The 17,793-nt window shown below is 64.6% G+C and carries 13 protein-coding genes and 1 tRNA gene; all 14 read right to left on the bottom strand.

All coding sequences use genetic code 11. The features are described 5' to 3' along the window. Positions 1 to 20 precede the first annotated feature (20 nt). Entirely contained in the window at positions 21 to 2,366 is a 2,346-nt protein-coding gene (locus ACSFA8_RS17245) for a sensor histidine kinase (protein WP_435480718.1), read from the bottom strand. Then, the gene (locus ACSFA8_RS17240; protein WP_435480717.1) at positions 2,363 to 3,028 is read right to left on the bottom strand and encodes a DUF4390 domain-containing protein; all 666 of its coding nucleotides are present in this window, start codon (positions 3,026 to 3,028) and stop codon (positions 2,363 to 2,365) included. Before ACSFA8_RS17240 ends, ACSFA8_RS17245 begins: the two co-directional genes overlap by 4 nt. Next, on the bottom strand, positions 2,979 to 4,301 hold the full coding sequence (gene rsmB / locus ACSFA8_RS17235; RefSeq protein WP_435480885.1) for a 16S rRNA (cytosine(967)-C(5))-methyltransferase RsmB: 1,323 nt from the start codon (positions 4,299 to 4,301) through the stop codon (positions 2,979 to 2,981). Before rsmB ends, ACSFA8_RS17240 begins: the two co-directional genes overlap by 50 nt. A 61-nt stretch (positions 4,302 to 4,362) precedes the next feature. Next, positions 4,363 to 4,965: a LemA family protein gene (locus ACSFA8_RS17230; RefSeq protein WP_435480716.1), complete on the bottom strand. Its 603-nt coding sequence runs from the start codon at positions 4,963 to 4,965 to the stop codon at positions 4,363 to 4,365. An 89-nt stretch (positions 4,966 to 5,054) separates the two neighbouring features. Continuing rightward, the gene (gene rpoC / locus ACSFA8_RS17225; RefSeq protein ID WP_435480715.1) at positions 5,055 to 9,296 is read right to left on the bottom strand and encodes a DNA-directed RNA polymerase subunit beta'; all 4,242 of its coding nucleotides are present in this window, start codon (positions 9,294 to 9,296) and stop codon (positions 5,055 to 5,057) included. Positions 9,297 to 9,316: 20 nt separating this feature from the next. Further along, on the bottom strand, positions 9,317 to 13,429 hold the full coding sequence (rpoB, locus tag ACSFA8_RS17220; protein ID WP_435480714.1) for a DNA-directed RNA polymerase subunit beta: 4,113 nt from the start codon (positions 13,427 to 13,429) through the stop codon (positions 9,317 to 9,319). A gap of 295 nt (positions 13,430 to 13,724) precedes the next feature. Continuing rightward, the gene (gene rplL / locus ACSFA8_RS17215) at positions 13,725 to 14,096 is read right to left on the bottom strand and encodes a 50S ribosomal protein L7/L12 (protein ID WP_435480713.1); all 372 of its coding nucleotides are present in this window, start codon (positions 14,094 to 14,096) and stop codon (positions 13,725 to 13,727) included. Between the two features lie 46 nt (positions 14,097 to 14,142). Next, positions 14,143 to 14,682, bottom strand: a complete 540-nt coding sequence (gene rplJ, locus ACSFA8_RS17210; protein ID WP_435480712.1) for a 50S ribosomal protein L10 — start codon at positions 14,680 to 14,682, stop codon at positions 14,143 to 14,145. A gap of 263 nt (positions 14,683 to 14,945) precedes the next feature. Further along, entirely contained in the window at positions 14,946 to 15,644 is a 699-nt protein-coding gene (gene rplA, locus ACSFA8_RS17205) for a 50S ribosomal protein L1 (RefSeq protein ID WP_286539808.1), read from the bottom strand. Continuing rightward, the gene (gene rplK, locus ACSFA8_RS17200; protein WP_286539809.1) at positions 15,645 to 16,076 is read right to left on the bottom strand and encodes a 50S ribosomal protein L11; all 432 of its coding nucleotides are present in this window, start codon (positions 16,074 to 16,076) and stop codon (positions 15,645 to 15,647) included. It abuts the gene before it with no gap. 113 nt (positions 16,077 to 16,189) lie between these two features. Then, positions 16,190 to 16,783, bottom strand: a complete 594-nt coding sequence (gene nusG, locus ACSFA8_RS17195; RefSeq protein WP_435480711.1) for a transcription termination/antitermination protein NusG — start codon at positions 16,781 to 16,783, stop codon at positions 16,190 to 16,192. Then, positions 16,783 to 17,166, bottom strand: coding sequence for a preprotein translocase subunit SecE (gene secE / locus ACSFA8_RS17190; RefSeq protein ID WP_435480710.1), 384 nt, complete (start codon positions 17,164 to 17,166; stop codon positions 16,783 to 16,785). Before secE ends, nusG begins: the two co-directional genes overlap by 1 nt. 115 nt (positions 17,167 to 17,281) lie before the next feature. Continuing rightward, positions 17,282 to 17,357, bottom strand: a tRNA-Trp gene (locus ACSFA8_RS17185). A gap of 6 nt (positions 17,358 to 17,363) precedes the next feature. Next, positions 17,364 to 17,793 (bottom strand): EF-Tu C-terminal domain-related protein (locus tag ACSFA8_RS17180; protein ID WP_435480709.1); only part of this gene is annotated, 430 nt, incomplete at its 5' end.

Here is a 17,793-nt window from a genome sequence, read left to right as displayed (position 1 = left end):
GAATGCTTGGTTGTACGCGCTCAGGCGACGGTATTGGGCGTGTGTTCTTCGGATGTTGCGGGGTTGGCAGGTACGTCGCCCGCCAGCGCGAATGATAGCGAGACTTGGGCCCCTGCCACAGCCCCCTCGAACATGCGATTCGAAAGCTCGATGCGTGCGCCATGCTCGTCGGCGATTTTCTTGACCACCGCGAGGCCGAGGCCGGTGCCCTTGGTCTTGGTGGTGACGTAGGGCTCGAAGGCGCGCTTGAGGATGTTCTCCGCAAAGCCGTGGCCGCTGTCCTGCACCGTGAGGCGCACACGCTGGCCCGAATCGCCGAGCCGGGTGCGCACGATGACTTCGCCGGACGCGGCGTTGTCCCGCCGGGCGGTCTCGGTCGCGTCCTGGGCATTTTGCAACAGGTTGTGTATCACCTGCCTCAGTTGCTGCGCGTCGCCGCGAATCGGCGGGCAGCGCGCGTCGAGGTCGGCCCGCACCACCACCGATGCATTCTCGGCTTCATAGAGGCTCAGCACGTCGGCCACCAGGGCGTTGAGGTCGACCGGTTTCAGGTCGGCGGCGGGCAGGCGCGCATAGTCACGGAACTCGTTGACCAGCCGCTTCATCGCGTCAACCTGGTCGACGATGGTCTTCACCGACTTGGTCAGGATCGCCTGCTCCGGCGCGTCGACCTTGCCGGCCAGCTTCATCTCGAGCCGTTCGGCCGAGAGCTGGATCGGCGTGAGCGGGTTCTTGATCTCGTGGGCCAGGCGGCGCGCGACCTCGCCCCAGGCCTGCGCGCGCTGCGCCGACACGATTTCGGAGATGTCGTCGAACACCAGCAACCGCGCCGCCCCGGGCAGCTCGGCGCCGCGCGCGACGATGTTGACCGCGTCCTGCGCCATGCTGTTGCCGGTCGGGTGCAGCTCGAAGGCGTGCTGCCAGTGGTCGAGGCCGTGCTGTGCGCGCTCGACCTGGAATTCGTCGAACTGCTGCTGCACGTTGTGCGCGAACTCCGCCAGCCCCGGCACCTCCGCCAGTGCCTGGCCCTCGAAGGCCGCCAGCGGCGCACGCAGCACGCGCGTGGCGCCCGGATTGGTCGACAGCACGGTGCCGGCTGCGTCGAGCACGATCACGCCGGAGGTGAGGTTGTCCAGGATGGTCTGCAGGTTGCCGCGCGCGGCATCGAGCTCGCCCATGGTCTTTTCGACCGCGCCACGCGCGTCGGCCAGCTGCTGGGTCATGACGGCGAAGGAGCGCGTCAGGCCGCCGAGTTCGTCCTTGCCCTGCAGCACGGCGGTGGGCCGCAGGTCGCCGGCAGCCACCTGGCGCACGCCGTCGGCCAGCACCAGCAGCGGGCGCGCAAGCTGGTTGCCGAAGAGCACGGCCAGCAGCACCGCACCGAACACCGCAAGGAACAGGCACAAGGTCAGCGTGCCGATGTACATGCGGCGCAAACCTTCGCGCGCCAGCGCACGCTCCTGGTATTCGCGATTCGCCTCCTGCACCGCGAGCGCATTGGCCACGACGGCAGGCGGCAGCGGCCGCGTGACCTGCAGGAAGCGGGGCTCGCTGCTGAAATCGAAGCCCGCCCGCTGCACCATCGTGAGCGCGTGCACTGCAGCGGGGGGAGGCGCAGCGCCCGGCACCGGCGAGGCCTCATCCAGGCCCTCGATGCGCGCGACCGCGCGGTCGGTGCGCGCCTGGCGGAACTGCTGGGGCGTGGGTCGCTCGGGGTTGATCTGGTAGCGCGAGGCGCCGGCACCGGCCACCAGCTGGCCGGCGCCGGTCCAGAGCACCACATCGCTGGCGCCGAGCTGGTCGCGGATGCGCTCCAGCACCAGGCCGGCGCTGGCGTCGGGCACGTCGGCCAGTTGCGCACTGGCGGTGCGCGCCTTGGTGGCCAGATCGTCGGAGAGCGAATCGAGCGTGGCGCGGCCGAGGTTCAGGCCGGCGTCGAGCGCCCCCTCGACCTTGACGTCGAACCAGCTCTCGATCGAGCGCGACATGAAGTTGTACGACACCACGTAGATCAGCACGCCCGGCACCACGCCCACCAGCGCGAAGATCGCGGCCAGCTTGATCAGCAACCGGCTGCCGAACTTGCCCTGGCGCAACCGACGCACCAGGCGGAAAGCGACCCAGCCGATCACCAGCATCAGCAGCGCCGCGACCACCACGTTGATGCCGAACAGCCGCGCGTAGTTGCGCTCGTAGAGTGCGCGGTTGTTGGTCGCCTGCGCCAGCAGGAACATCATGACCAGCCCGATGGCCGTGAGCGCGGCCGCCCCGACTCCGAGCGCCCAGCGCACGGCCCGGGTGCGACGGCCCAGCCGGGCGGCGGTGGCCGCCGGGTCGTTCGCGCCGTCTCCGGGCAACGGGCTCACCGGGACTTCTCCACCGTCAACTTGGCGGTGCGCTCGGCCGTGATGTTCCAGTCGGCCTGGCCGGCCACGCCGATCTGGAACGGGCGAGGCAGTTGCGTGGTGTCGAGCCGAAAGCGGAACTGCACTGCGTGCACGGGATCGTCTCCGAGCTCGGCCACGTCGCCCATGCGCAGCCGGCCGATCCGTTTGACCGCATCGAGGGCGTCGGCCAGCGTGTCGAAGTTCTGGTTCAACGTGGCGCCGAAACCGGCATTGGTGATTGGCACCGGCGACACGTTGAGCCGCCAGCGCCGGGTGAGCGGCTGGTATGCCAGGCGCATGTGGCGCGAAACCTGGGCCATCTTCTGGTCGGTCCAATACCAGCGCTCACGGAACAGCTCCGCGTCGGCCACGAAGTAGACGGCGATGCCCTTGTCGAGCACTTCCTCGACCAGCGCCGGCAGATCGAACTGCACGGCGGCGTTCAGGTAGATGCTGTCGCCGCTGCGCTCCAGCCGAAGCTGTGTGATCTCGGTGACCGGCGCCTGCGCCGCAGCCGGGGCGGGGAGCCAGCCCAGCCACGCGGCCAGCAGCAGTGCGCCAAGCCAGACCGCAAGGCGGCGGGCGGGCCGGTCAGCGGGTTTGTTTTTCGAGCAGGGCGTAGAAGAAACCGTCGTGTTCACCCAACGCATTGTCCGGGACGGGGCGCGCATTCCCGGTGCTTTGGGGCAGCAAATGCCCCGGCGAAGGCCGCAAACGGGCTTCGGTGTTGTGTGCAAGGAACGCGTCGATTTGGTGCGAGCCCTCTTGCCTGAACACCGAGCAGGTGCAGTACAGCAGGCGTCCGCCGGGCCGCACCAGGGGCCAGAGCGCCGCCAGCAGCATGGCCTGCTGCAGGGCCAGTTGCTCGATGTCGCTTTCGCGGCGCAGCCAGCGCACGTCGGGATGCCGGCGCACGATGCCCGAGGCGGTGCACGGCGCGTCGAGCAGGATGGCGTCGAAGGGACGGCCGTCCCACCAGCTCTCGGGCCGGACGGCGTCGGCAACCAGCACCTGTGCCTGCAGGCCGAGGCGGGCCAGGGTCTCGTCGATGCGGCGGCTGCGCGCCGCGTCAATCTCGAGCGCCGTGACCTCGATCGGCCGCGTACCGGCATGCTCGACCAGGTGGGCCGTCTTGCCACCGGGCGCGGCGCAGGCGTCGAGCACGCGCAGTGGGCCGGCGCCGTTCGTCAGGCCGTCGAGCAGCAGCGGCGCCGCCAGTTGCGCTGCGCTGTCCTGCACCGAGAACTCGCCTTCGGCAAAGCCGGGCAATTGCTGCACCGGGCGCGCCCGCGCCAGTTGCAGGCCGCTGACGCCCACCGGAGTGGCGGTCAGATTCACAGCCTCCAGCGCCCGCTGGTACGGCGCCACAGCTGTTTTTCGCGCATTGACCCGCAGCGTCAGCGGTGGTTGCTGGTTGTCGGCCGCCAGCACGCGTTGCCAGTCGCGGGGGTGGTCGCGCTTGAGGCGCTCGATCCACCAGCGCGGGTGGTTCCACTGGGCCACCGGCTCGCGGTCGGTGAGCTCGACCAGCGCGTCGCGCTCGCGCAGAAAGCGCCGCAGGCAGGCGTTGATGAAGCTGGCCTGGGCCCGGGTGGCGGGATCGCGCTTGGCGGCTTCGACGGCCTGATCGACCAGCGTGAACGGCTCGTAGGGCGAATGGGTCGCGTCCCAGCCCAGCGCGAGCGCGGTGCACAACAGCGCGTCGGCAGCCGGCGGCGGTGTGCGCTTGGCAAGCTGGCGCCGCAGCGCTTCGGCGCGGCCGAGCCAGCGCAGCGCCTGGAAGCCGAGCGCCTGCACGCCGGGGCGCAGCCCGGGCTCGACCGCCTCGAAAGCGGCGCTGCCCGAGGTGCCGGCACGGATCGAAGCCAATGCGTTGGCGGTCAGCTGCAACTGGCGCCACAACGGGGGCTGCAGCTGCGGCGATGAGGGGGAAGGTGCGGAAAGGTCTGACAAGCGGTGGATGGTAACAACGGCTTCAAAGCAAAGGCGCGGCGCGGCGCAGACGGAACGCCCAGGCCACCAGCAGCGCCGGGAACTGGCCGACCGCGGCGTTGTACTGCCCCACCGCCAGATTGAACTGGCCGCGCGCGATCTCGGCCGCCGCCGAGGGCTCGGGCCAGACGAAGGGCTCGGCCGCCGGATGGGAAGCGGCCTCGCGCCGCCCGCCGAGCGGCGCCGGGCGCGACAGGGTGCCGTCGGCATCGAAGCTCAGGCCGGCTTCGGGATGCAGCCGCTGCCAGGCCGCCAGCAGCACCCGCAGCGCCGTTCCGAGCGCAGCCACCGCCTGCGGATCGAGCGGGTGCAGTCGGGTCGCGGCCAGCATGGTGGTGAGCTGGCCAGTGGCCGCGCGCAGCGATGCCGCGGCAGACACATCGCCAACGCTCTCGGCCACCGGCTCGGTCTGCGCCGCCTGGCTCTGGACAAAGTCGAGCTGGCGCAACAGCGCGGCATCGAGCGTCGCGTAGGCCTGCAAGGCCACGGAGCGCAGCCGCATCAGCCGGTTGTGCGCGCCGACGAACCAGAACAGCACCAGTGCGGCGCCGACCCAGACTGGCCAGTTATCGGGCAGAAGATGCATGGGAGGTGGTGCGCAGGCAAAAAAACGCCCCCGATCCGCAGGCGGAGAGGGGGCGTTTCGGGCCGGTCATGGCCGGGCTGCGCTGCGGGTTATTCGCTCGCAGCACCTTCACTGGCATCGACCGTGGCCGTCGTGGCCTCGTCGCTGCCAGCCGAGTTGCCAGCCAGTTCGGCGGCTTCGGAGTCGGCAATGGCGCGGCGCTCGGCCTCGTCCATCGCGTCCTTGACCTTGCGCGCCTGGTGGTAGGCCATGCCGGTGCCCGCGGGGATCAGGCGGCCGACGATGACGTTTTCCTTCAGGCCGCGCAGCTCGTCGCGTTTGCCCATGATCGCGGCTTCGGTCAGCACCCGCGTGGTTTCCTGGAAGGACGCCGCGGAGATGAACGAGTCGGTCGAGAGCGATGCCTTCGTGATACCGAGCAGCAGGTTGGTGAACGTCGCGGGGATCTTGCCGTCGGCGCGCAGGGCGTCGTTGGTGTTGAGCATTTCGCTGCGTTCGACCTGTTCACCCGAGATGTAGTTGGTGTCGCCGATGTTGTCGACCACGACGCGACGCAGCATCTGGCGAACGATCACCTCGATGTGCTTGTCGTTGATCTTCACACCCTGCAGGCGGTACACGTCCTGCACCTCGTCCACGATGTAGCGCGCCAGTTCTTCCGAACCCAGCAGGCGCAGGATGTCCTGCGGATCGGCCGGGCCGTCGACCACCGACTCGCCCTTGTTCACCACCTGGCCTTCGTGCACCAGGATGTTCTTTTCCTTGAGCACCAGTTCTTCGTGAACCGTGCCTTCCGGATCGGTGATCTGCAGGCGAACCTTGCCCTTGGTTTCCTTGCCGAACGACACGGTACCCGTCATTTCGGCCAGCGTGCCCTTGTCCTTCGGCGAACGGGCTTCAAACAGCTCGGCCACACGCGGCAGACCGCCGGTGATGTCGCGCGTCTTCTGGCCTTCGACCGGAATGCGCGCCAGCACTTCGCCGGGGCCCACGTCCTGGCCGTCGCGGATCTGCACCAGCGAGCCGATCGGGAAGCCGATCGTCACCGAGTGGTCGGTGCCGGGGATCTTCACCTCGGCGCCCGAAGCGTCGATCAGCTTGACCTGCGGACGCACGACCTTGGTGGCGCCGCGGCGCTTCGGATCGATCACGACCAGGGTCGACAGACCCGTCACTTCGTCCACCTGCTTGGCGACGGTGAGGCCTTCTTCGACGTTCTCGAAGTGGGTCTTGCCGGCGAACTCGGTGATGATCGGGCGCGTCAGCGGATCCCAGTTGGCGAGCACGTGGCCGGCCTTGATCTGCTGGTCGGCCTTGACGGCCAGGATCGCGCCGTACGGCACCTTGTGGCGTTCGCGCTCGCGGCCGTGCTCGTCATGGATGACGATTTCGCCCGAACGCGAGATCACGACCAGCTCGCTTTTGCTGTTGGTCACGTAGCGCATCGTGGCGTTGAAGCCGATCGTGCCGTTCGACTTGGCTTCCACGCTCGAAGCGACGGCAGCGCGCGAGGCGGCACCACCGATGTGGAAGGTCCGCATCGTCAACTGCGTGCCGGGTTCGCCGATCGACTGCGCCGCGATCACACCGACCGCTTCGCCGATGTTGATCAGGCCGCCGCGGCCGAGGTCGCGGCCGTAGCAGGTCGCGCAGATGCCGAAGCGGGTGTCGCAGGTCAGCGCCGTGCGCACCTTGACCTCGTCCACGCCTTGCGTTTCGAGCACTTCGATGTTGTCTTCGTCGAACATCGCGCCGGCAGGCAGCAGCACTGAACGGTTCTCCGGGTGCAGCACGTCTTCGGCCGCCGAACGGCCGAGGATTCGGTCGCGCAGCGACTCGATCACTTCACCACCTTCGACGATCGCGCGCATCAGGTAGCCGCCGTGCGTGCCGCAATCCTGCTCGGTCACCACCAAGTCCTGCGTCACGTCGACCAGACGACGCGTCAGGTAACCCGAGTTCGCCGTCTTCAGCGCCGTGTCGGCCAGACCCTTACGGGCACCGTGGGTGGAGATGAAGTACTCCAGCACGTTCAGACCTTCGCGGAAGTTCGCGGTAATGGGCGTCTCGATGATCGAGCCGTCGGGCTTGGCCATCAGGCCCCGCATGCCGGCCACCTGGCGGATCTGCGCGGCGGAACCGCGCGCACCGGAGTCGGCCATCATGTAGATGGAGTTGAAAGACTCCTGCTCGACTTCCTTGCCGTGGCGGTCGATGACCTTCTGCTTCGACAGCTTGGCCATCATGACCTTCGACACTTCGTCGCCGGCCTTGCCCCAGATGTCCACCACCTTGTTGTAGCGTTCGCCGGAGGTCACCAGACCCGAGACGTACTGCTGCTCGATCTCTTTCACTTCCTTGGCCGAGCGCTCGATGATGCCGTGCTTTTCAGCGGGCACCAGCATGTCGTCGATGGCGATCGAGATACCGGCCTTGGTCGCCAGACGGAAGCCGTTTTGCAGCAGCTTGTCGGCGAACACGACCGTCTCTTTCAGGCCGCACTTGCGGAACGAGACGTTGATGAGCTTCGAAATTTCTTTCTTCTTCAGCGCTTTGTTGATGTTCGAGAACGGCAGGCCCTTCGGCAGGATCTCGGACAGCAGCGCGCGGCCCACGGTGGTGTCGACGAGCGAGGTCGACGCCGTGAATTCGCCGGTTTCCTTGTCCTTCGCGTATTCCGTGATGCGCACCGCGATCTTGGCAGTGAGCTCGACCACGTTGGCGTCGAGCGCGCGCTGGACTTCACCGATGTCGGAGAAGATCAGGCCCTCGCCCTTGGCGTTGATGCGGTCGCGGGTCGTGTAGTACAGACCCAGCACCACGTCCTGCGAAGGAACGATCGACGGTTCGCCCGAAGCCGGGAACAGCACGTTGTTGGAGGCCAGCATCAGCGTGCGGGCTTCCATCTGCGCTTCCACCGACAGCGGCACGTGGACGGCCATCTGGTCGCCGTCGAAGTCGGCGTTGAAGGCCGCGCAAACCAGCGGATGCAGCTGGATCGCCTTGCCTTCGATCAGGATCGGCTCGAACGCCTGGATGCCCAAACGGTGCAGCGTAGGCGCACGGTTCAGCATGACCGGGTGTTCCTTGATCACTTCTTCCAGGATGTCCCAGACGACTGGCGTGCCGGATTCGACTTCCTTCTTGGCAGCCTTGATCGTGGTCGCGATGCCCATGGCTTCGAGGCGCGAGAAGATGAAGGGCTTGAACAGTTCGAGCGCCATCAGCTTCGGCAAGCCGCACTGGTGCAGCTTGAGCGTCGGGCCCACCACGATGACCGAACGGCCAGAGTAGTCGACGCGCTTGCCCAGCAAGTTCTGGCGGAAACGACCGCTCTTGCCCTTGATCATGTCGGCCAGCGACTTGAGTGCACGCTTGTTGGCGCCGGTCATGGCCTTGCCGCGACGACCGTTGTCCAGCAGCGAGTCCACAGCTTCCTGCAGCATCCGCTTTTCGTTGCGCGCGATGATTTCCGGAGCCTTGAGCTCCAGCAGGCGGCGCAGGCGGCTGTTGCGATTGATGACGCGGCGATACAGGTCGTTCAGGTCGGAGGTCGCGAAGCGGCCGCCGTCCAGCGGCACCAGCGGACGCAGATCCGGGGGCAGCACGGGCAGCACGTCGAGCACCATCCAGTTGGGCTTGATGCCCGACTTGCGGAAGGCTTCCAGCACCTTGAGGCGCTTGGAGTTCTTCTTGACCTTGACTTCGGAGCCGGTCAGGTCGCCGCGCAGGCGTTCGATCTCGCTGTCGAGTTCGATGCCTTCGAGCAGATCCTTGATGCCTTCGGCGCCCATCTTGGCGACGAACTCGTCACCGTATTCCTTGCGCTTGGTGTCGTAGTCGTCCTCGGACATGATGTCGCGCTTCTTCAGCGGGGTCATGCCCGGGTCGGTGATCACGTAGGCTTCGAAATACAGCACGCGTTCGATGTCGCGCAGCGTCATGTCGAGCACCAGGCCCAGACGCGACGGCAGCGACTTCAGGAACCAGATGTGCGCGCACGGTGCGGCCAGGTCGATGTGACCCATGCGCTCGCGGCGGACCTTGGTCTGCGTGACTTCAACGCCGCACTTCTCGCAGATGACACCGCGGTGCTTGAGACGCTTGTACTTGCCGCACAGGCATTCGTAGTCCTTGATGGGCCCGAAGATCTTGGCGCAGAACAGGCCGTCGCGTTCGGGCTTGAAGGTGCGGTAGTTGATCGTCTCGGGCTTCTTCACCTCGCCGAAAGACCACGAACGGATCTTCTCGGGCGAAGCCATGCCGATCTTGATGGCATCGAAATGCTCATCGGGCGTGAATTGCTTGAACAGGTCGAGTAATGATTTCATGTGACTCTTTCCTTGTCTGCTTATGAACGTTCGAGTTCGATGTCCAGGCCCAGGGAACGGATTTCCTTGACCAGCACATTGAACGATTCCGGCATGCCGGCTTCGATGGAGTGTTCGCCCTTGACGATGCTTTCGTAGACCTTGGTACGGCCCACGACGTCATCGGACTTCACCGTCAGCATTTCCTGCAGCACGTAGGCAGCGCCGTAGGCCTCGAGCGCCCACACTTCCATTTCACCGAAGCGCTGGCCACCGAACTGGGCCTTGCCGCCCAGCGGTTGCTGCGTGACCAGCGAGTACGGGCCGGTGGAGCGGGCGTGCATCTTGTCGTCGACCAGGTGATGCAGCTTCAGCACGTGCATGTAGCCGACCGTGACGGGCCGCTCGAACTGGTCGCCGGTGCGGCCGTCGTACAGGTAGGCCTGCGTGCGCGTGTCGGTCAAGCCCTTGGCCTTGGCGATGTCGTCCGGATAGGCCAGCTTCAGCATGCCGCGGATTTCCTCTTCCGAAGCGCCATCGAACACCGGGGTCGCGAAGGTCGCACCGGTCGACAGGTTCTCTGCCATTTCGAGCACGTCGGTGTCGCTCAGCTTGCCGAGGTCTTCCTTGCGGCCCGAGCCGTTGTAGAGCTGCTCCATGAACTTGCGCAGCTCGGCCACCTTGGCCTCTTGCTGCAGCAGGTCGCCGATGCGCTGGCCGATGCCCTTGCCGGCCCAGCCCAGATGCACTTCGAGCACCTGCCCGACGTTCATCCGCGAAGGCACGCCCAGCGGGTTCAGGCAGATGTCGCACGGCGTGCCGTCGGCCATGTGGGGCATGTCTTCGACCGGAACGATCTTCGACACCACACCCTTGTTGCCGTGGCGGCCGGCCATCTTGTCGCCGGGTTGCAGGCGGCGCTTGACGGCCAGGTAGACCTTGACCATCTTGAGCACGCCCGCAGGCAGCTCGTCGCCCTGCGTGAGCTTCTTGCGCTTTTCTTCGAACGCGAGGTCGAAGCTGTGACGCGTCTGCTCGAGCGAGTTCTTGATCGACTCGAGTTGCGAAGCCGCTTCGTCTTCCGCCGGACGGATGTCGAACCAGTGGAACTTCTCGACCGACGACAGGTAGGCCTTGTCGAGCTTGGTGCCCTTGGCCAGCTTGTTCGGGCCGCCGTTGGCGACCTTGCCGGTCAGCAGCTTCTCGATCCGGTCGAACGCGTCGGCTTCGACGATGCGAAGCTGGTCGTTCAGGTCGAGGCGGAAGCGCTTGAGCTCGTCGTCGATGATCTGCTGGGCGCGCTTGTCGCGCGTGATGCCTTCGCGGGTGAACACCTGCACGTCGATCACGGTGCCTTGCGACCCCTGATCCACACGCAGCGAGGTGTCCTTCACGTCGGAAGCCTTCTCGCCGAAGATGGCGCGAAGCAGCTTCTCTTCAGGCGTCAGCGTGGTCTCGCCCTTCGGCGTGACCTTGCCCACCAGCGTGTCGCCCGGCTGCACTTCGGCGCCGACATAAATGATGCCGGATTCGTCGAGGCGGTTGAGCTGCTGCTCGGCCAGGTTCGGGATGTCGCGCGTGATTTCTTCGGCGCCGAGCTTGGTGTCGCGTGCCATCACCACCAGTTCCTCGATGTGGATCGAGGTGTAGCGGTCTTCGGCGACGATGCGTTCCGAGATCAGGATCGAGTCTTCGAAGTTGTAGCCGTTCCACGGCATGAACGCGACCAGCATGTTCTGGCCCAGGGCCAGCTCGCCGAGGTCGGTCGAAGCACCGTCGGCCACCACGTCGCCCTTGGCGATCTTGTCGCCGCGCTTGACGATCGGACGCTGGTGGATGTTGGTGTTCTGGTTCGAACGCTGATACTTGATCAGGTTGTAGATGTCGACACCGACTTCACCTGCCGTGGCTTCGGCGTCGTTGACGCGCACCACGATGCGGGTGGCATCGACGTAGTCGACGATACCGCCGCGCGTGGCAGTGACCACGGTGCCCGAGTCGACCGCCGAGACCCGCTCGATGCCGGTACCGACGAAGGCCTTTTCGGGGCGCAGAACCGGCACGGCCTGACGCTGCATGTTGGCGCCCATCAGTGCGCGGTTCGCATCGTCATGCTCGAGGAACGGCACGAGCGAAGCAGCCACCGACACGATCTGTGCGGGCGACACGTCCATGTACTGGACGCGCTCGGCACCGACCAGGATCGATTCGCCGGTTTCGCGCGCCGAGACCAGGTCGCCGGTCAGCTTTCCGTCCTTGTCGAGGGCCGCGTTGGCCTGCGCAATGACGTACTTGCCTTCCTCGATGGCCGACAGGTAGTCGATGTCCATCGTGACCTTGCTGTCGACCACGCGACGGTACGGCGTCTCGATGAAGCCGTATTCGTTCAGGCGGGCGTACAGGGCCAACGAGTTGATCAGGCCGATGTTCGGGCCTTCAGGCGTTTCGATCGGGCACACACGGCCGTAATGGGTGACGTGCACGTCACGCACTTCGAAGCCGGCGCGTTCACGCGTCAAACCGCCCGGGCCAAGGGCCGACACGCGGCGCTTGTGGGTGATTTCGGACAGCGGGTTGGTCTGATCCATGAACTGCGACAGCTGCGAGGCGCCGAAGAATTCCTTCAGCGCGGCCGAGATCGGCTTGCTGTTGATCAGGTCGTGCGGCATCAGCGGCTCTTGCTCTGCCTGGCCCAGACGCTCCTTGACGGCCTTCTCGATGCGGGCAAGGCCGGTGCGGTACTGGTTTTCGGCCAGTTCGCCGACGCAACGCACGCGGCGGTTGCCGAGGTGGTCGATGTCGTCGACTTCGCCGTTGCCGTTGCGCAGGTCAACGAGGATCTTGACCACGGCCAGGATGTCTTCGTTGGTCAGCACCATCGGGCCGGTCGATTCGTCGCGGCCTACCTTGGCGTTGAACTTCATGCGGCCGACGCGCGACAGGTCGTACGTGTCCGGGTTGTAGAACAGGCGCTGGAACAACGCTTGCACTGCGTCTTCCGTCGGCGGCTCGCCGGGGCGCATCATGCGGTAGATGGCCACGCGGGCTGCGAACTCATCGACGGTTTCGTCGATGCGCAGCGTTTGCGAGATGTAGGCGCCCTGGTCCAGTTCGTTGGTGTAGATCACCTGAACGTCCTGCACGCCGGCCGTGCGCAGCTTCTTCAGCAGCGCTTCGGTCAGCTCATCGTTGGCCTTGGCCAGGATTTCACCCGAATCGGTGTCGACGATGTTGCGCGCGATCACGCGGCCCACCAGGAAGTCTTCCGGCACGCTGATGTGCGTGGTTTCCGACTGCTCGAGTTCGCGCGTGTGGCGTGCCGTGACGCGCTTGTCCTTGGCGACCACGACCTTGCCGGCCTTGTCGGTGATGTCGAAACGGGCCACTTCGCCGCGCAGGCGCTCGGCGACGAATTCCATCTGGGCGCCACTGTCCATCAGGCGGAAGTTGTCGTTCACGAAGAAGTTCGCGAGGATCGACTCGGGGTTCAGGCCGATCGCCTTCAGCAGGATCGTGACCGGCATCTTGCGGCGGCGATCGACGCGAAAGTACAGCATGTCCTTCGGGTCGAACTCGAAGTCGAGCCACGAACCACGGTAGGGAATCACGCGGGCCGAGAACAGCAGCTTGCCGCTCGAATGGGTCTTGCCCTTGTCGTGCTCGAAGAACACGCCCGGCGAACGGTGCAGCTGCGACACGATGACGCGCTCGGTACCGTTGATGATGAAGGAACCCTTGTTGGTCATGAGCGGCACTTCGCCCATGTAGACCTCTTGTTCCTTCACTTCCTTGACCACCTTCGACTGCGAGGTCGACGATTCGCGGTCGTAGATGATGAGCTGCACCTTGGCGCGCACGGCCGAGGCGAAAGTCAGGCCGCGGGTCTGGCACTCGCGAACGTCGAAAGCCGGCTTCGCGAGGTTGTACTCGAGGAACTTCATCTCGACAAAACCGTTGTGCGAGACGATCGGGAATGCAGCGTCGAATGCGGCCTGCAGGCCCTCGACGGTACGTTTTTGCGGGGCGATGCCTGCTTGCAGGAACGCGGTATACGCGTCTTTCTGCATTTGCAGCAGGTACGGGATTTCAACGACGCTGTCGCGGTTGCCGAAACTTTTTCGGATGCGCTTGCGTTCTGTGTATGAGTAGGCCATGAGAGCTCCGGAGCTTGAGATCTTCAGCGACTTGGGTCGGATGCATACGCACCACTCCTTGGCGGCTGGCCACTACCAGCCGTTGGCGGACGGTGATGCATTGCACATCACCCGAACCAAGGGGTCTTCTGCAGTCGGGGTCAGAAAACACTGGAAAGAGGACTCGATGAGTCGTCTTTCCGGTACTTCTCTGAACGCGCCACCGGTGCCACAGGCATCGGTGAAGGGTGCGCTCTGAAAGCGGCAAAGGCTGGAGGGCCTTTTCAGGCACCTCCAGCCCTCCAGGGGGACTGAATTACTTCAGTTCCACCTTGGCGCCGGCTTCTTCCAGCTTCTTCTTGGCGGCTTCGGCGTCAGCCTTGGACAGGGCTTCCTTGACAGCCTTGGGAGCGGCTTCCACCAGATCCTTGGCTTCCTTGAGGCCCAGGCCGGTGATTTCGCGCACAGCCTTGATGACCGAAACCTTGTTCGCGCCGACTTCGGTCAGCATGACGTTGAATTCGGTTTGCTCTTCGGCCACGGCAGCGGCAGGGCCGGCGGCAGCGGGGCCCGCCATGGCTGCAGCGCTCACGCCAAACTTCTCTTCGATGGCTTTCACCAGGTCGTTGAGCTCCAGGACCGTCATGCTGTCAAGCGCGGTCAGAAATGCGTCTTTATCGAATGCCATTTTTGTTTCCTAACAATTGGGTTGAAATGTTCAAACGCAAGCCGGCTTATGCGGGCTGCGCGTCGGCTTGCGCCGGTGCATCGGTTGCTGCTGCTTCGCCACCACCACGTTTCGCGGCCAGCGCCGCGAGAACGCGGGCAGTACGGGAAATGGGGGACTGCATCAAGCCCAGCAGCTGCGCCAACAACACTTCCTTCGAAGGGATGCTGGCCAGTTGCTTCACGCCGTTCACGTCCAGGGCCTTGCCACCGAAAGCGCCACCGCGAATCACCAACTTGTCGTTGGTCTTCGCGAAATCGGCCACCACTTTCGCGGCAGCCACGGCGTCGACGGAAAAACCGTAGATCAGCGGACCGGTCATCTGGTCACCGAGGACTTCAAATGCGCTACCAGCGACAGCACGGCGTGCCAGCGTGTTCTTGAACACGCTGAGAGTCACACCCTTGCTGCGCGCTTCGGTGCGCAGTTTGGTCATATCGGCAACCGTGATGCCACGGTATTCCGCCAGAACGAGCGTTTGAGCTTTTGCGGCGAGGCTGGTCACGTCACCGATGACCGCTTCTTTCTCACTGCGATTCAGACTCAAGGTCTACTCCTTTTAATGCGCCTTTGGATCCAGCTTTCGCCGGAGCCTCGGGACGCGCTTCATGCAGCGACCAACCGTTCAGGAAACAAATCCTTTGCAGCGGGATCGCCATCTGCGCTGATTGCCCTGTGCGATGACAGTGCGATTAAGTACAGGCTGCCCTGCACACCAGCGGTCTTGGATGGCTCGCGACGACCGAAGACGCCACGACCCACCACATCGCCCCATCGTTTGACCGACGGGGCAAATTACTTACTACTTCTTCAGCTCGCCGAAATGGTTTGCGTGTCCACGCGGACACCCACACCCATGGTCGACGACACTGCCACCTTGCGCAGGTAGACACCCTTGCTGGTGGCCGGCTTGGCCTTGACCAGCGCTTCGATCAGCGCGGCCAGGTTGCCTTGCAGCTTGTCGGTGTCGAACGAACGACGGCCGATCGTGCCGTGCACGATGCCGGCCTTGTCGACGCGGAACTGAACCTGGCCGGCCTTGGCGTTGCGAACCGCCTGGGCGACGTCCGGCGTGACCGTGCCAACCTTCGGGTTGGGCATCAGGCCGCGCGGGCCGAGGATCTGGCCGAGCGTACCGACCACGCGCATGGCGTCCGGCGCGGCGATGACCACGTCGAAAGGCATGTCGCCGGCCTTGACCATTGCAGCCAGGTCGTCCATGCCGACGATGTCGGCACCGGCCGCCTTGGCTTCTTCGGCCTTGGCGCCCTGGGCGAACACGGCAACGCGCTTGGTCTTGCCGGTGCCGTTGGGCATCACGACGGCGCCACGCACCACTTGATCCGACTTCTTGGCATCGATGCCGAGCTGCACGGCCACGTCGATCGATTCGTCGAACTTGGCGGTGGCGGCTTCCTTGATGATGCCAATGGCATCGACCAGCGGATACAGCTTGTTGCTGTCAACCTTGCCGGCGAGCGCTTTTTGTTTCTTGGTCAGCTTGGACATTTACACGCCCTCCACAGTCACGCCCATCGAGCGGGCAGTTCCGGCGATGGTTCGAACGGCCGCATCCATATCGGCTGCGGTCAGGTCCTTCATCTTGGTCTTGGCGATCTCTTCGAGCTGGGCGCGCGTGATCTTGCCGACCTTGTCGGTGTGCGGACGGGCCGAGCCCTTGTCCAGCTTGATGGCCTTCTTGATCAGGACGCCGGCCGGCGGCGACTTGATCATGAAGGTGAAGCTCTTGTCCGCGAAGGCGGTGATGATCACCGGCAGCGGCAGACCGGGCTCGACGCCCTGGGTCTGGGCGTTGAACGCCTTGCAGAACTCCATGATGTTCAAACCGCGCTGACCCAATGCGGGGCCGATCGGCGGTGAGGGGTTGGCCTTGCCAGCTGGCACTTGCAGCTTGATGAAGCCGACGATTTTTTTCGCCATGACTTACTCCTTGCGGGTGATAACGCCTTGGCCTTCGCCGCAGCTCCCCGGGGTTTAACGACTCTTGGAACCAGCCTGCGCGCCGAGCCGGAAATGCGCGCAGTGTTTGAAACTCAGGTTTTTTCGACTTCGGAGAAGCCAAGCTCCACCGGGGTGGCTCGGCCGAAAATCATGACCGACACGCGCACCTTGTTCTTCTCGTAGTTGACGTCTTCGATCGTGCCGTTGAAGTCCGTGAACGGGCCTTCCTTGACGCGCACGAACTCGCCCACCACGAACTCGACCTTGTGGCGCGGCTTTTCAGTGCCCTGCTGCATCTGGTTGACGATGTCTTCGACTTCCTTCTGCGAAATCGGAGCCGGGCGATTCTTGGCGCCACCGACGAAACCGGTCACCTTGTTGGTGTGCTTCACCAGGTGCCAGCTCTCGTCGTCCATGATCATTTCGACCAGCACGTAGCCCGGGAAGAAGCGACGCTCGGTGGTGCGCTTCTGGCCGTTCTTGATCTCGACCACTTCTTCGGTCGGCACCAGGATGCGGCCGAACTTGTCCTGCATGCCGGCGCGCGTGATGCGCTCGACGATGTTGCGCTCGACCGCCTTTTCCATGCCCGAGTAGGCATGAACCACGTACCAGCGCAGATCCGGATTGGCGGACGGCGGCATGGCCGACGTCACTTCTGCAGACACTTCAACTTCTTCGGTCATTACTTTCTCCAACCCAGAATGAGGTCAAAAAACACCCATTCGAGGGTCTTGTCGGTGAGCCAAAGGAAGATCGACATGACCACGACGAACACGAACACGTAGGCGGTCATCTGGATGGCCTCCTTGCGCGTCGGCCAGACCACCTTGCGCACTTCGCGCCAGGAGTCGCGGCCAAAAGCCACCAGTTGACGGCCGTTCTCGGAGCTTACAAAAGCGCCGACCGCCATCGCCAGGCCCACCAGCAAGGCAGCCCACTGCACCAGCGCGCCCTGGCGCGAGAGCAGATAGAACGCAACGATGGCGCCCACCGCCAACACCACTGCCGCAGCCAACTTGGCCTTGTCAGCGCCGGTGCTCACGGTTTCGATTTGAGAAGTAGCCATCTTGGGCGGATTTCCTGTGGCCTTTCGGCCTTCAATTCAACGCAACGTCCTGAGACGCCGAAGCCCGTCGTGGGTACGACGGGCTTTTTGCCTTGCTCACAACGCCACCTTCAGGTGGCAGGGGCAGTAGGAATCGAACCTACAACCTTCGGTTTTGGAGACCGACGCTCTGCCAATTGAGCTATACCCCTCCGTGATCAGGCGAGGATCTTTGCCACGACACCCGAGCCGACGGTCTTGCCGCCTTCACGGATGGCGAAGCGCAGGCCTTCTTCCATCGCGATCGGGTTGATCAGCTTGACCGTGATGCTCACGTTGTCGCCGGGCATGACCATTTCCTTGTCGGTCGGCAGCTCGATCGCGCCGGTCACGTCCGTCGTGCGGAAGTAGAACTGCGGACGGTAGTTGTTGAAGAACGGCGTGTGACGGCCGCCCTCGTCCTTGCTCAGCACATAGACTTCAGCAGTGAAGTGCGTGTGCGGCTTGATCGAACCGGGCTTGCACAGCACTTGGCCGCGCTCGACTTCTTCGCGCTTGGTGCCGCGCAGCAGCACGCCGACGTTGTCGCCAGCCTGGCCCTGGTCCAGCAGCTTGCGGAACATTTCCACGCCGGTGCAGGTGGTCTTG

This window comes from Variovorax nitratireducens, assembly GCF_051216545.1.
Classification (GTDB): Bacteria; Pseudomonadota; Gammaproteobacteria; order Burkholderiales; family Burkholderiaceae_C; genus Variovorax.
This window is presented reverse-complemented; position numbering and strand designations above follow the sequence as displayed.

Bases quoted from the DNA above. Each gene is read 5' to 3' on its own strand.
- rpoB (WP_435480714.1), bottom strand. From the start codon at position 13,429: ATGGCCTACTCATACACAGAACGCAAGCGCATCCGAAAAAGTTTCGGC.
- rplA (WP_286539808.1), bottom strand. From the start codon at position 15,644: ATGTCCAAGCTGACCAAGAAACAAAAAGCGCTCGCCGGCAAGGTTGAC.
- rplK (WP_286539809.1), bottom strand. From the start codon at position 16,076: ATGGCGAAAAAAATCGTCGGCTTCATCAAGCTGCAAGTGCCAGCTGGC.
- nusG (WP_435480711.1), bottom strand. From the start codon at position 16,783: ATGACCGAAGAAGTTGAAGTGTCTGCAGAAGTGACGTCGGCCATGCCG.
- rplL (WP_435480713.1), bottom strand. From the start codon at position 14,096: ATGGCATTCGATAAAGACGCATTTCTGACCGCGCTTGACAGCATGACG.
- secE (WP_435480710.1), bottom strand. From the start codon at position 17,166: ATGGCTACTTCTCAAATCGAAACCGTGAGCACCGGCGCTGACAAGGCC.
- rpoC (WP_435480715.1), bottom strand. From the start codon at position 9,296: ATGAAATCATTACTCGACCTGTTCAAGCAATTCACGCCCGATGAGCAT.
- ACSFA8_RS17230 (WP_435480716.1), bottom strand. From the start codon at position 4,965: ATGCATCTTCTGCCCGATAACTGGCCAGTCTGGGTCGGCGCCGCACTG.